Here is a 14,493-nt window from a genome sequence, read left to right as displayed (position 1 = left end):
CCACGACGAATGAGCCAGCATTTCTTGAGACGAGAGCTCATTCGCGAAGGGCCTGGTCCTTGATCTTCAATACCGGTTGGATCAGGTAATCCAGCACCGTTTTTCGACCCGCAAGGATATCAACTTCCGCGATCATTCCGGGTATGATCTCGACCGCCATACCAGATCCGTCCAGCATGGTGTCCGAGGTCTGAATTTCAACTGCAAAGACCTCTTCTTCACTCCTGTCAGTACGCGTTACTGCGTCAGCTCCAATGCGAATGATCTCACCGTCTAAGCTGCCGTATCGAGAATAGTCGTAGGCCGTAATCTTCATCTTAACCTGTTGTCCTGCATGCAAAAATGCGATGTCATCGGGGCGAATGTAAGCTTCCACCAACAATCCGTCGTCCAATGGCACGATTTCGATCAATTCTTCACCGCTGCGCGCCAAACCTCCGATTGTCTTACTGTGGATGCGATTTACAATGCCTCGAACCGGAGCACGAATCTGCGCGCGCGACACCCGGTCGCGAAGCGAGGGCAGGGCAGGTTGCAACGCCGACAGCTCAGCCGTAACCAATGCCAAATCCGTAAGTGCAGTGCTGCGAAATCTGCTGCGCGTAGCGCTTACTTTTTCATCTATTTCGTTAAGACCGGCCTTAAGGCGGCTTATCACCGCCTCAGCCCTGGTCTTTCGGCCAGTCCATTCTGCCTCACTCCGACGCAATGCAAGCAATGTAGTTACAGGTTCCATGCGTTGCTCAACCAGAGGCTCCATCATTGCGCGCTCTTCAGCCAGAACATTCAATGTTTCCACTGTTGTAATCTGATCCACCAAACCCTCTTCGTACTCGCGCTGTCTTTGTTCGTGTTGTCTCGTCAGAATTGCAATCTCGGAGGCAAGTTCAGCTTGCCTCCCCCGATACAGCGCTGTTTCTGATCGTACGACGCTTGGAGCTTCGCTCAACAAAGGTTCGCCAAACTGCAGATCACTCCCGTCTATTTCCGCCTGCAGTCGCTGGGCACGCGCCATTAAAGCATATGCGCGTTGTTGTTCCTGAATTAACTCACGTTCAATCTGGTTACTGTCGAGTTCCATCAACAACGCTCCGGCTTCGACCAGCTGCCCTTCATATGCATGCAGAGATTGCAGGACCCCCGGCTCGGTGGCTTCAATAACCTGAATGTCTCCGGAGGGTACTATGCGGCCATCGGCGCGTACAACATCGTCCAACTCTGTAAAATTTGCCCACGCAACCGCGGTGATGATGCATCCCACTATCAGGAACAGTAACACGGATCCCCGGAGCGGTGCCTGCCCTTGCATTTCGCGCGCGAGCTGTTTGAGTTCAGGATGCCGCGACATTCAGATGCCTCCCGGGATTGCGAACATGTTGCTCAAGAACGCCTTTGGGTCCATCCATGCCGACCTTGCCATCCTCAATCACGATCACGCGGTCCACCAGTTCCAACAAACTTGTACGATGTGTCACGATCACCATCGTGGTGTGTTGCGTTGCAGATTTTAACCTTTTGATTGTCTCCGCCTCGGATTTGATATCCATGGCACTTGTCGGTTCATCCAACACCAACACCGGGGGGCGGCCGATGAGCGCCCGAGCCAGAGCAACTGATTGTCTCTGACCGCCTGACAGGCCTTCACCACGCTCGGCGATTTGTTGGTCGTAACCGAGCGGGTGCTTGGCGGTGAAATCCTCAACCCCCGCTACCTGACCAGCGCGGATTACATCGCTATCGTGCGGACGCATCATACCGCTGGCAATATTGTCCCTGATTGAACCAGAGAACAGCCAAATATCTTGCAGGATCGAGCCAACGTTGTGACGCAATTCTCCGGGATCGATTTGACGGATGTCCAGCCCATCGAGCATTACAGATCCCACGCGCGGCTGATATAATCCCAGCAGCAATCGCGCGATCGTACTCTTGCCTGATCCAATTTGGCCAAGGATCGCTACCTTTTCACCCGGTTCGATGGTGAAGGAAACACCCTTTAGCGTATCGTCAGTTTGCTCGGGGTAAGTAAAATAGACATTGTTAAACGCGATGCGCCCGGAAATCTCGGGTCGGCTCACCCATGACCGGCCCTGCGGCCGTTCGTTATCTGCCTGCATAAGCTTATCGAGATTGCGAAAAGCACTACGCGCATGATTGATGCGCGTAAGTGTCTGAGCCAACTGGCCCAATGGCGCCAAAGCCCGTCCAGTCAGCATAACTGATGCCACAAGCGCACCCATGCTGGTTTGGCCATCTGCAATAAGAAATACGCCGTAGAACACAATCAACACTTGCGCGGCTTGTTGAGTAAGCCCGGTCAGGTTCAGTGCGAATTGGGTAATGGCGCGACTACGCGCCCCATGCTCCGACTGGCGCACGATTGCATTCTCCCAGCGTGTTCGCATTTTCCGACCTGCAGCTGTGGTCTTGATCGTCTCAAGACCAGTTGCTGTCTCGACCAGTACAGATTGCTTTGACTGTCCATCGGCAAAGCTATTTTCCGCCAGCCGTGACAACATTGGTTGGACAGCTAATCCGCTCAGCAAAACAACCGGTACGGCAAGTGCTGGAACTAGCGCCAATGGCCCCCCGACGAGGTAGATGGTAAGGATAAAGACGGCGATGAACGGCAAGTCTACAACTGCGACCAAAGTGGCCGAAGTAAAGAACTCACGCAGGGTTTCGAATTCTCTTATCGTGCTGGCCATTTCACCGACTGAACCTGGCCGTGCGGTCATGCGGATATTAAGCATCTGGTCGAAGATGCTCCGCCCCATGAACATGTCGGCTTGTTGTCCGGCGCGGTCAATGAAACCGGCGCGCAAGAGTTTAAGCGCAAAGTCGAATATCAATGCCAAGCACACGCCGAAAGTTAGAGCTAGGAGAGACTCCGTTGCTTCGTTCGGCAACACCCGGTCGTAGACAATCATTATGAAAACTGAAGTCGTCAGCCCCAGAATATTCGCCATCGCAGCCGCCAACGCGACCTGAAAGTAGGACCAACGATTCACCGCGAGCGCGGACCAGAACCAGTGCCCTTCGTGCCTCGCGTCAGAGGTGCCGACCTCGTCATCGTGCGACCGTCGAAAAAGTAAGGCATAGCCTGTATATGCTTCCTGAAAGTCTCCCTCAGAAATCTCTCCGACGCCATCGCCTAACGCTGGATCAAAGAGTAAGAGATCACCCGATTGCGAGCGGCCATGATAAACGACGGCACGATCATCACTCAACAACAGGATCGCTGGCGCCAGTGTTGCGTCAAATGCGTTGATTTTTTGCGCTCCAAAACCAACTTGCATCCCGGCATTTTGCGCCAAGGTTATCGCGTCGCGAACGGTTAGATCATCCGCCTCACCCGACCGTGCGGCAGACAGTGTCGAAATTGTCAAAGTGCGTTCGAGCGTGGCTGCTACATTTAACAAGCAAGATTCTAGCGGCGTTATAGAACCATGAGTAATTTTCATGTGAGCCTACCCCAATAGTTTAGTTTGACGATCAACAGATCAATCGAATTTACGGATCGGCTCGCAGTTGTTACCCGCTTTTCACAATTTAGGTTTGGCGCTACTTTCTGTGTAGAAAAAAGCACGGTCGCCAGAAACGGTAGCTTTGATAGATAGTTAGCCCATCTCATTGATCGGCTCTGCGTTTGTGTGATCATGGGCTATATCATTGGCCATCGCGGTTAAGAACCCGTTTAGTGTGTCGCTCGAAGACGAATGATTGTATTCTGAGCCTCTCTGCGCTTGTGCCAGCCATGCACATTGCGACAACGAAATCTGATGAGCGTGGATAAGTTCAAACGCATCATTTTTTATCAGCGTCAGATTGAAAACATCCGGAACGCGATTTAGTTTTTTTCTATCGATGCCCCAACATGCTGGGGGCAGAGCGATCCCTTCAAAATCCTGAAGGGGAATAAAAAGCTCCATTTCTGCAAGCAATGTGCAAAGGCGGTGGGTTGTGATTGCTGCGGCTTCACGATGTTGCAAAAACTGCAGCACGTCCTGGAGGTCCTGAGACAGTTTATTTTGGTCGGTAAAAAACGGATTATCTTGTGGATCGCGCGTCAACAATCCAGAGTTTTCATCTACGTACAGGCACAACTTTTGCACCGCAGGAACGTCGGAATTTCTACAAGGCCCTGTGTAAAACGGGTAGGAACGAAGCGCTGACGGTACGTACGGCGCACGCCAATGCCCTTTTGGATCGACAAAGGGTGACGCTATGCCAGCAGCGACTGAAAACAGCGCCGTCGGTATGAAATCATCCCCCCGCAGCTGAAACACAATGGGAAACGCAGACGCGATCCGAGATATTTCTGAAATAACGATCGGACATCCGGCCATGCTTTGGGCAAATCCGAAAGACGTGAAACGACGCCAGAAAAAGTTGCGATGACGCCGAACATGTACGGGGACAAGACCATTCTCTGTCATACAAACCTCTTGTAAGGATACGGCGAGATCACCTCAGGTAATCTCGCCAAATGCCGATCGACGATCTACGCAGAAGCGCCGGTCGGGTCGGTCAACAGGACGTTGTCTGATGTCAACGCACTTAGGTCCGCAAGCCCTTCAAACTGCGCCAGTGTTTCGACCGACGCTGAACCTGGGCTTGAATAATCGACTTTGACAAGAAGGCTGTCAGAGCCATCTGTTGCAAGAAGATATATCTCGTCTCCGGCCTGAGCACCTGTCAGGTTCTCTGCAGCGCTGGCAATCGTGTTGACATCCAGATCAGCAAGTGAAGTTTCCAAACCAACGAAGCCAGTGTTTGAGCCGATGGTGCCTCCTGCCATAAGCAACTCAACTCCAGTACCGTCACCGCGCAGCGTACTTGCATCGAGATTATGAAATAGCAGCGCGTCTGATACGCTCGCTGCCGGGCCGAGTGTAAAGTTGCGAACGCTATCCAAGCCATTCGCCGCAGGATCTACATCAAACACAACAACGTCACGACCTGCGCCTGAGAAGTCAATCATATCGTTTCCATCGCCGCCATGGATGACATCATCGACGTTTGACCCGATTAGATGATCAGCCCCAGCGGTGCCCAGATGAAGTTGCGACGGCCCGCCATCCGGTGTGGTCAACGTCAGCACTATCGGTTTGGTTGCATCCTGCACGGTCATCGTGAATGTAACAACTGGTTGCGACAAATCTCCATAGCTTGTCGCAGCTCCGGCGAAACTGATCGTTGAACCTCCGCTTGGGTTCGCAAGGAACAGGTTGAAATCCGCGTTCTCGATCTCGGACCCATTGTCATAAGTCGCAATCGAAGAATCAAAGCCCAGATCAGCTGTAAATGCCAGCCCGCTGGAGATATCGCGATCCGGGTCTGCGTAAATCTCAAATGTCACCGTCGATCCGCTTCGACCAACCTCAGAAATAGTATAAGCGGCTGGCACATGAGCGAAGGTTTCAACCGAAATTGGGGAGGGGTTCGGACCACCAGACACAGTTGCCTGTGCAGAAAAATCGAGAGAGTCTCCAGCATCGATCGAGGCGAAGATTGCAGCGGACACTGCAAGGCTCCAACTTCCATCAGCGGCAACGGTTGCACTGCCGATGGAGACTGAATTTAGCGTGACATCAATCGCCTGACCTGGCGTTAAACCCGTAGAACCACCAGAGATCGTTAATCCGGTGCTTTGCGCTTCGGTTAGTGAAACTGCTCCGTTCGTTCCGGGCGTATTGAGGCTCAGGATAGGACGGAAGTTTGTATCTAACGTTGCTGTTGCGTCAATTGCCGGATTCCCTGCTGCGTCCTGGACCGATGCTGTGATCTGAAAGCTGCTGCTATCAGCGAGCCCAAGCAAATCGGCAGAAGGGATAACCGCGGCCCAAGTACCACCAGAAACCACAGAAGTATAATCCGCACCGTTCAGATTGACGGTAACCAACTGTCCATCTTCAGCGGAGGTGAAACCTGAAACGCTCAGATCGGATCCTTGTTCAATTACATCCAGTACAGGACCCACAGTCATAGGGTTCATCGTAATCGTAGGTGCATCAAGGTCCGTGCTGAAACTTGCCGAGGCGCTACTGTCATTCCCAGCGGCATCGGAAACCAAAGCATTTACGGTGTATGATGCCGCATCTTGTAAACTGCTCAGGTCAGATGCGGCCGCAGTGTAAGTCCAGCCACCTCCGCTGACAGGGGTGGAACCACTTAGCAAAACAGTGCCATCTGAAGCTACAATTTGGACAGTAACTTGTGTTCCATCACCGACGTTGGACGTTCCGGAAATTTCCAAATCAGTAACCTGCTCGGCGATGTTTATCACCGGACCATCGGATAGGGACGAAATTACCAATGCTGGAGGTGTGAAGTCAGTGTCGAAGCTGCCGGAAGCCTGCAATGACGGATTACCAGCCGAATCGGAGACATTTGCAGTCACGGATATCGTTGCGCCATCTGACAGCAGCGCCAAATCTGCGGTAGGTACGGTGGCAATCCAAGACCCTCCTTCAACAATACCCGTATAGGATTGCCCGTTGAGGGATACGGTCACCGTTTGGCCATCCTCAGCCGAAGTGGTTCCTGAGACGGTCAGTTCCGTATCACGCTCTGTCGCATTCATGACTGCGCCATGCGAAAAGCTATCAATGTTCAATGTGGGCGCTGAAACATCTTTGGACAGGCCGACAACGTCCTGCGGAGCCGGTAGGCCGTCAGCGTCAGTAACGTCGGCCGTCAGGTTGAAGCTTCCGCCATCAGCGAGTGCTATGAGATCTGCACTTGGAATATTCACGCTCCAACTGCCGCCCGATACCAAATCTGTATAAGTTTGGCCGTTCAGAGTGACCGAAACTTGCTGGCCGTCAGATACGTTTCCTGTTGTCCCATTTACGGTCAGATCAGAACCCACCTCAGCTGCGTTCAGGACGGCACCGACGGATAGGGGAGCAATTGCTATCGAAGGACCAGTGAGATCGACCGGTACAGAGACAACAATGGGTGTTGCAGGGTTACCCGCAGCATCGCTGATCGCAACAGAAATGGTAGCGGGCACCCCGGTGGCCAGTCCAGAAAGATCCCCATTCGGGATCGTCACCGACCAACTGCCGCCCGAAGCGGTTCCGCCATAATCTTGGCCGTCGAAAGATACGGTAACGGCCTGACCGTTCTCGGCGGTGGTTGTCCCCGTCAGAACCAGATCGCCGCCAACATCTGCAAGATCGATAGATCCGCCGGCGACAGGGTTCAGAGTCAGAGCAGGAGCAGAGAAGTCTGTATCAAATGCATCATTTACCTGAACGGCGGGATTGCCTGCGCGGTCAGTTACATCTGCCGTTACTGCTATGTTAGCTCCGTCTGGTAAAGCCGCAAGATCAACGGCTGGTACCGAGACGTCCCAGCTGCCCCCAGAAACTGTCCCTTGATAGGACTGACCACCGACTGTTACCGTGACAATTTGGCCATTTTCCGCCTCTGTTGTGCCCGAGATTTCAAGAGCGCCATTTTGTTCTGCGCCATTCAAAACTGCGCCAGCTGAAAACGCGGTAATTGCCAATGTAGGTGGGACTGTATCGACGTCAAACTTGGCGGTATCCACCGAAAGTTCCGTGCCCATTCCATCCAGATGACGAATTGTAACCGTTGAAATCCCCTGAGGGAGCGCGGCCGCTTCGGCTTGAGTCAGCGAAACGCTCCAGTTTCCATCGATATCGGGGGTGACAGCTCTGGTGACGGAACCAATGGTTACCTCTACCGAAGTTGTGCCCTCGGGGGTCGCTGATTTGCTGCTGATATTATTAAGTTCATTTGTCTGCAATTCCTGCAGATTAAGGCTGGGTGGGCGAGGAGGTTCTGTTGCGACCGTAGTTGGCTCGGGATCTTCATCACTTCCTCCCCCTCCACCACCACCTCCGCCAGCAGCGGCAGCTGCACCGGCAATACCCAGCCCACCTAATGCAAGCCCCGCGCCGCTCACCCCGCCTGCGGCGGCGGTCGCTCCGGCGGCTTCCGCTGTGAGACTGAATTGAGCAATTTCTGCGGCGACCCCGTCGGCAAGCATAATCGCGCCGTTTTCCAGAATTTGAACGTTCTCGGCGGTGACAACAATCGTTCGACCATCCGCCAAGCTTAGTTGGACATCACCATTTGCAAGCAATTTTACAACCAGAACACCGGGGATCGAATTTGCAAATTGATAGGTTTCGAGCTGTTCGTCGGTCGCCTGTGCCAACACCGGCAATGCCAATAGTGTTGACCCAAGACCACCTGCAAATCCACGCTTGGCCAATAGCTTGAGCTTTTTGTCTATCCAGTTGCGAACATGGCGCTTGCGCTGCGCATTGGGCTGAGAGTCCGTGATCGAAATTTTGGTCGAGCCGGTATTGTTGGTCATGTTGCCCTCACATTTGATGGACGCGGTTTTTGCATGTCCCGCATTTCCCGGTTCAAACCCATTCATTCGTGGCGCGATCTGGCACCTTTGGGGGAGCAATCCGGAAAACTTGAATTAATCTGGAACCGAAGTCCCTATTTTCACCACATTTCTGCTCTGGTTCTGGTCTGCGCATCGTTCCATCCTGTTTCCACTGCCAGGGGTGGTAGGGGGTAGGGGCGATGAAGCTTCAGTTCGAAAGTGTGGTGGCAACGGGGACCGCAGCGCTCGATTCAGGTATCGGCGATACGGCTTTAAAAACGTTTAACGGAGAAACGTATCTCTATAGTATCACTGGACCCGGAGGCGGGATCGTTTCGTGGCAACTTGGTTCGGAAGTATCGCCTCAGGAAATAGACCAGCAGTATTTCGACGCGTCGATCTCGTATCAAGTCGGTCGGAGTGGCATTCCAATCCAACTCGCCTCTGGCGATCAGCTAATTTTGGACGTCGATACCGCGACGGGTCTGATCGGATATGACCTGAACCCTGATGGAAGCATTGGCAGCATCCGCGAAACAAACACTCTGTCTGGCGGCGGAGATATTTCTGCAGCGACACAGTTGACGGTTGGTACAAACGAAATTCTTACGCTTACACAAACTGATACCGGGCAGCTTGCAACGTATCACATCAATGTAGACGGGACTTTGAACGTGATAAATTCGGTTGCAGGCTCAGCAGATGAGCTGCGGGCGTTACAAGTCGGATCGAAACATTTCGTCATGGCCATTGATGCGGCAAGCAGCTCCATCCAGCCGTATTTGGTCGACCAGAATTCAGGTGTACTGTCCGCGGTCGATGGAAATACTTCGATTCAGTCGCTCGGCATAAGCGCGCCAAATGCTATCGAAGTTGTTCAAGCTTATGGCAAATCCTGGGTCGTCGTAGCGGGTTCCCAAAGCAACTCAATAGGCGTCATGGAATTGGGCGACGATGGTCAGCTCAGACCAACCAATCACGTCCTGGATACACTGCATACCCGATTCGAATCTGTACAGGATCTATCGGTCATTGAAGTAGAGGGGCGGGTATTTGTCCTGGCCGGGGGCGGCGATGACGGCGTCACACTGTTCACGATGACCCCGGATGGGCAACTCATTCATATGGATAGTCTTGCAGATACGCTGGAAACCGGATTGCAGAATGTTGAATCCCTCAGCATCGCGCATGTGGGGGACGAATTACAGGTTTTTGCAACGTCTCAAACAGATCCGGGCATAACCCATCTCAGCGTATCAGTTGCGGATTTGGGAATTGTTTCGCAAGGCTTTGGGTCGGTAACCGGGACCGCGCAAGACGATTTGTTAAGCGGAGGGATTCTGGATTCAACCCTGAACGGTGGAGCGGGCGGCGACATCCTGATCACCGGTACAAGTTCAACGATCATGACAGGTGGGGCAGGCGCGGATGTATTCGTGATCCGTCAAAGCAGTGGTCCAACTGTTATTTCGGATTTTCAGGCTGGGACAGATAGACTGGATTTGTCGCACTACCCGTTCCTTAGAACACCTGCGCAGCTGGATTTTACATCAACAGCGACAGGCGCTCGCATAACCTATCTTGAGGAAACAATCGACCTGATTTCGGATAGCAACACCCCTTTGACCAGCACCCAAGTGTTCGGGTCCGGGTTTGGTGGGCCGGACCACATCCCGGTTGATTTGGGTGCCGGTCCGGATAACAACTCCTCAGAAGGTTTAGCTGGCGCATTTACACTTGATGCTTCCGTCCGCAATCCAGCGCTTAGGGATGCCAAAATCCGGTTTACGCCTGATGGAGGCTCCACTCTCACAGCGCAAGCCAATGAATATGGTGAATTCGATTTGGAAGTACCGGATGGGACGTTTCCCGGACAATTAGAAATCATAAAGTCTTATTCGACAGCGAGCAGCGAAATTACAGCGCTGGATGCTCTGCAGGTTTTGCGTATGTCCGTCGGTCTCTATCCAACCTGGGGGTCTACCGCTGCAGAGAATTTCATCGCAGCCGACATAACCCGGGATGGGTCGGTTAATGCCCTCGACGCGCTGGCGATTCTACAAGTCGCGGTTGGACAACCCACCGCACATGGGGCCGAATGGGTATTTCTGGACGCGAACGAAAATTTGTCTGATATCTCCAGAAACAATGTAAATTACGATACAAGCGTCGATGTCACCATAATAGATGGCGCTTTGACGCTTGATATGACCGCAATACTCCTGGGAAATGTCGAAGCAGTTTGAGCATGGGCTTCAGGCCCCGATCACTCCCTGAATGCGCGATAAAAATAGTCAGCCAATGGTTTGATCAGATAGGATAGAGGTGTACGCTCATCTGTCTTGATCATAGCTTCAACTGGCATTCCAGGCAGCAGTTCCTGACCGTTGAGACGATCAAGCTGGCCTTCATCGGGCACCACTTCGGCCCTATAGAAAGTAAAGCCGCTAGTCTCATCGGTGAACGTGTCAGCCGAAACGTTGACTACATGGCCTTCGATCTCGGGGGTGTCACGCTGGTTGAAGGCCGGGAACCGAAGGGCGACATCCTGTCCACGATGCAACTGATCCACATGCAATGCGTCAACGCGCGCGGCAACCAGTAACGGAGTGTCCTGAGGAACTACGTACATCATCGGTTCACCGGGTTGTATGACCGACTGAATCGCAAAAACCTGGCTGTCATAAACTGTACCAGCAACGGGTGCGCGAATATCCAGGCGCGACAAACGTTCGGTTAGTGCAAGGCGCCTTTCTGCCAACTCAACCGCACGAGATTGAACATCTCGAAGTTCGGTAATCGCCTCTTCGCGGCGGGTGGCCTGCAGTTCGACAATCTGAATTTCGGTCGTTGCGATCTGGCCCTTGAGCCGTGCAATGGTTGATTCAAGCCGCCCTATTTGTCCGGTAAGATTTGCCTCTTCTCTTTGTAGGGCAGAGACACGGCTTGCTTGCGTCAGACCGCGTTGCAGCAAACCCTGCTGATCTTCAAGTTCGGTTCTGATGAGTCCAACTTGCGTGTTCAGCGATGTAAGCTGCGCTTGCGTGCCCTCAATCTCGTTTCCTATCTGAACCTTTTGTTTGCCCAACTGGTCAATCTGTTGGGTCAGCGTGTCAAGTCTTGCATTGAACAAACGTTGCTGGCCCGCCAGCAAATCGTCACCGATTGTTTCATTGGATTTGAGCTCCTGCAGGCTTTGGGCAAGTGCATCGATATCCGCGCCGTCCCTCTCTGCCTCAAGCCGAGCCTTTCGGGCAAGCAACTCGAACAACTGTGATTCAACGATGGTTGTCTCCGACGCCAGAAAGGTATCGTCAAGCCTCAGCATCAATTCGCCTTCGGTGACACTATCACCGTCACGTACGAAGATTTCGCCGACTACCCCGCCATCCGGATGTTCGATCACCTGACGGTTGCTTTGCACTTCAATCACACCCTGGGAAATGATCGCCCCGGCCAGTTCGGTGCGGACGCTCCAGATTCCCAACCCCAACACGAGAATTGCCAGGGCCAACAAGCCGACAACGGCTGGTGCCGTGATGCTCCAAGCTGGACGTGAACTCTTGTCTGACATCATTCACCCACCTTATTCAGATGCCGTTTAATGACGTTGGCGTTTTGCACCATTGTATTCAACACCTCATCGCGCCCGCCGGATTTTACGATCTGACCCTTTTCAACGACGACAAGATCATCGCACTCTGAGATAGCTTGCGGGCGGTGGGTCATGATGATGGTGGATTTGCCTGCTTTCTTAAGCTCGCGTACCGCAGTGTTCAAAGCAAGAGTTCCATCGGCATCCAAAGCCGAGTTGGGTTCATCCAAGATCAACACAACAGGGTTGCCATAGAGTGCCCGCGCAAGTGCAATGCGTTGTTTCTGACCTCCCGAGAGCTGACTATCGTTCCCCTCGAGGAACGTGTCATAGCCCTTCTCAAGGCCGAGAATCAAATCATGTGCATTGGCCGTTTTCGCCGCTGCAACTACCGCTTCGGGATCAGGTGACTGAGACATACGGGCAATATTCTCGGCCACAGTACCATTGAACAAGGTAACTTGTTGCGGCAGATAACCAATGTGCTGCCCCAGATCGTCAGGATCGTATTGGTCCAGCGTCGCACCCCCCAGACGGATTTCACCTGCTGCAGGGGGCCATAAACCAAGCAGCGCCTTGGCAAGCGTTGTTTTGCCAGATCCGCTTTTACCGATTACGCCTAGCGCTCTGCCGGGCTCCAGCTCAAGCGCGGCATTGCGCAATGTTGGGGTTTTGGCGCCAGGCGGAATTACGGTCAAACCTTTTGCCACAAGATGTGCCTTGGGGGTAGGCAGCTTCGTGCGCGATGCCTCTGGTGGTGTGGAGTCGAGAAACTGGTTCAGGTTGATCCAGGCTGTACGCGCGCGTTCAATCATTGACCATTGGCCCACCGCCATCTCAATCGGTGCCAAAGCACGACCCAATAGGATAGTGCCTGCGATCATCGCACCGGGTGTCATTTCATTGCGAAGAACAAGCCATGCACCTAGTGCCAACATCGCAGATTGAAGAAACAGCCGAAGTGATTTGGTGAGTGAGGTGAAACTGCCTGTCCAGTCACTGGCGGAAATCGACTGCGAGAGCGCTTCGGTCCGCTGGTTCAGCCAACGCTTAGATACATCCTCCTGCATTCCTTGCGATCTCACCACTTCGGCAGCTTGCCGGGCGTGTTCAGAAAATGCGTTGGCTTTGGCAGTCGCCACCTGCGCTTCCGCGACCTTACGGTGCGTTAAACCTTGGTTGAGCAGAGCAATCACTACCAAAAGTGTACCACCAGCGACCGCCAGCCAGCCCAGCAATGGGTGAAACAGAAAAATCGCAGCAAGAAACACTGGGGTCCACGGAATGTCCATCACTGCAAGCAAAACAGGGGAGGCGCATAACGAGCGAATCGACTCCAAATCGCGCAACGCCGTAGCAGGCGCTGACCGAATTTGCGGAAACAGGGCACGCCGCATCGTTCCTTCAAACACGCGCTCATCAAGGGATGACTGGAAACGGGCGCCAAATCTGGCAACGATCCGGCCACGTGCATAGTCCAGCATCGCCATCAGCGCATAAAGCAATGCGACAAGCAGAAACAGAGCTGACAGTGTTTCGGTCGAGCGTGACCCAAGGACCCGGTCATATACCTGCAGCATAAACAGAGGGCCGGTCAACATCAGCAAGTTGACAAACACACTGAACAGGAACGCAAGCGCAAGGAAGCTGTTGCCTTGGTTGCGGACTTTTCTCAGCTCGTGTCGCTGGGGTGGGTTGTTGCGATTTTTCAAACTCACACGAACGGCCCTTGATTGCTCACATCGAAAACTCGTCAAAAGCCGAATTTCCAGAACCCGAAATCGACCTGACAATTGTGGCAACTATATCTGCGCGCTTATGCAGGGACAACGCGCGTTATCCGCTGCTTAGTAGCTTTCGGCGGTGTTTATGCTGTTGCTCGTTCGAATATGGCAGGAACACGCCGACTGCCTTAGCGTAATCCGCGCCGGCCTTGGTAAACTCCACCAACCATTTTCAGCCGGAGTTTACTCTAGCTTCCAAAACAAGGCAGCCATTCAGGCGCAAACCGCTTGACTGCGTTCATTGAGTACACTTGCAAGTTTGCCAAATACATTCACAGGCATCGCGGTGTTGACCTCGCCAGCCAACTCAATGAACCGGGTGTCGACGCCATACTCGCGCGCTTTCCAGAGAGCAGATCCCAGGGCATCCAGAGATGTTCTTTTCATTAAGAAATCTCTCGCTTTTTGGGTTTGCAGAGTTTTGCACCAATATCTCGCGGGTCACTCAAACCCAAGATGGGGTCTCTACCAGTCGCTCTGTCAGAAAAGATAATGGGTATTTGCTTGCAGATAACGTGCGACGCACTCAATTTGAGAATTCATTCACCGGTGCCAAATATTGCATCAGATGTGCCAGTTGGCGATTAGGCAGCAGCAAGTGTGATCAGCCTGCCAATGCTCCCATATTACAGGAACATACGCAGACACGGATCATCAACGCATTGAAACAAGCAATTTGATAACTGTAGTGACCCTAAGGGGACCCGCCTAGTTTCTCAGAGTAGCGGTTGGTTTAA

General features: G+C 52.9%; 8 protein-coding genes. 1 reads left to right on the top strand and 7 read right to left on the bottom strand.

The genetic code is table 11. The features are described 5' to 3' along the window. Positions 1–37: 37 nt before the first annotated feature. The 4 genes from AC2FI7_RS10735 to AC2FI7_RS10720 form a co-directional block, all read right to left on the bottom strand. Positions 38–1,348 carry an HlyD family type I secretion periplasmic adaptor subunit gene (locus AC2FI7_RS10735; protein WP_010441459.1) on the bottom strand — a complete coding sequence of 437 codons (1,311 nt, stop codon included), beginning with the start codon at positions 1,346–1,348 and terminating at the stop codon, positions 38–40. Then, the gene (locus AC2FI7_RS10730; RefSeq protein ID WP_010441458.1) at positions 1,332–3,464 is read right to left on the bottom strand and encodes a type I secretion system permease/ATPase; all 2,133 of its coding nucleotides are present in this window, start codon (positions 3,462–3,464) and stop codon (positions 1,332–1,334) included. The genes AC2FI7_RS10735 and AC2FI7_RS10730 overlap by 17 nt, the downstream gene beginning before the upstream one ends. Positions 3,465–3,620: 156 nt before the next feature. Then, positions 3,621–4,439, bottom strand: coding sequence for a SapC family protein (locus AC2FI7_RS10725; RefSeq protein WP_120981217.1), 819 nt, complete (start codon positions 4,437–4,439; stop codon positions 3,621–3,623). Between the two features lie 65 nt (positions 4,440–4,504). Beyond that, complete coding sequence (locus AC2FI7_RS10720; RefSeq protein ID WP_037321344.1) at positions 4,505–8,356, bottom strand: Ig-like domain-containing protein; 3,852 nt, start codon at positions 8,354–8,356, stop codon at positions 4,505–4,507. Positions 8,357–8,577: 221 nt separating this feature from the next. On the opposite strand from AC2FI7_RS10720, the gene AC2FI7_RS10715 reads away from it, so the two are divergent. Then, positions 8,578–10,623, top strand: coding sequence for a dockerin type I domain-containing protein (locus AC2FI7_RS10715; protein WP_496816135.1), 2,046 nt, complete (start codon positions 8,578–8,580; stop codon positions 10,621–10,623). A gap of 20 nt (positions 10,624–10,643) precedes the next feature. On the opposite strand, the gene AC2FI7_RS10710 is transcribed toward AC2FI7_RS10715, so the two are convergent. From AC2FI7_RS10710 to AC2FI7_RS10700, 3 genes are all read right to left on the bottom strand, one after another. Next, complete coding sequence (locus AC2FI7_RS10710; RefSeq protein WP_010441452.1) at positions 10,644–11,951, bottom strand: HlyD family type I secretion periplasmic adaptor subunit; 1,308 nt, start codon at positions 11,949–11,951, stop codon at positions 10,644–10,646. Continuing rightward, the gene (locus tag AC2FI7_RS10705) at positions 11,951–13,684 is read right to left on the bottom strand and encodes a type I secretion system permease/ATPase (RefSeq protein WP_029621929.1); all 1,734 of its coding nucleotides are present in this window, start codon (positions 13,682–13,684) and stop codon (positions 11,951–11,953) included. The genes AC2FI7_RS10710 and AC2FI7_RS10705 overlap by 1 nt, the downstream gene beginning before the upstream one ends. 285 nt (positions 13,685–13,969) lie before the next feature. Continuing rightward, positions 13,970–14,143 (bottom strand): hypothetical protein, encoded by a 174-nt coding sequence (locus tag AC2FI7_RS10700; protein WP_010441448.1) that lies wholly within the window; start codon positions 14,141–14,143, stop codon positions 13,970–13,972. Between the last annotated feature and the right edge of the window lie 350 nt (positions 14,144–14,493).

This window comes from Ruegeria sp. YTSA064 (genome assembly GCF_059610325.1).
This window is presented reverse-complemented; position numbering and strand designations above follow the sequence as displayed.

Coding starts and splice junctions, on each gene's coding strand:
- AC2FI7_RS10725 (WP_120981217.1), bottom strand. CDS start 4,439: ATGACAGAGAATGGTCTTGTCCCCGTACATGTTCGGCGTCATCGCAAC.
- AC2FI7_RS10710 (WP_010441452.1), bottom strand. CDS start 11,951: ATGTCAGACAAGAGTTCACGTCCAGCTTGGAGCATCACGGCACCAGCC.
- AC2FI7_RS10730 (WP_010441458.1), bottom strand. CDS start 3,464: ATGAAAATTACTCATGGTTCTATAACGCCGCTAGAATCTTGCTTGTTA.
- AC2FI7_RS10700 (WP_010441448.1), bottom strand. CDS start 14,143: ATGAAAAGAACATCTCTGGATGCCCTGGGATCTGCTCTCTGGAAAGCG.
- AC2FI7_RS10735 (WP_010441459.1), bottom strand. CDS start 1,348: ATGTCGCGGCATCCTGAACTCAAACAGCTCGCGCGCGAAATGCAAGGG.
- AC2FI7_RS10720 (WP_037321344.1), bottom strand. CDS start 8,356: ATGACCAACAATACCGGCTCGACCAAAATTTCGATCACGGACTCTCAG.
- AC2FI7_RS10715 (WP_496816135.1), top strand. CDS start 8,578: ATGAAGCTTCAGTTCGAAAGTGTGGTGGCAACGGGGACCGCAGCGCTC.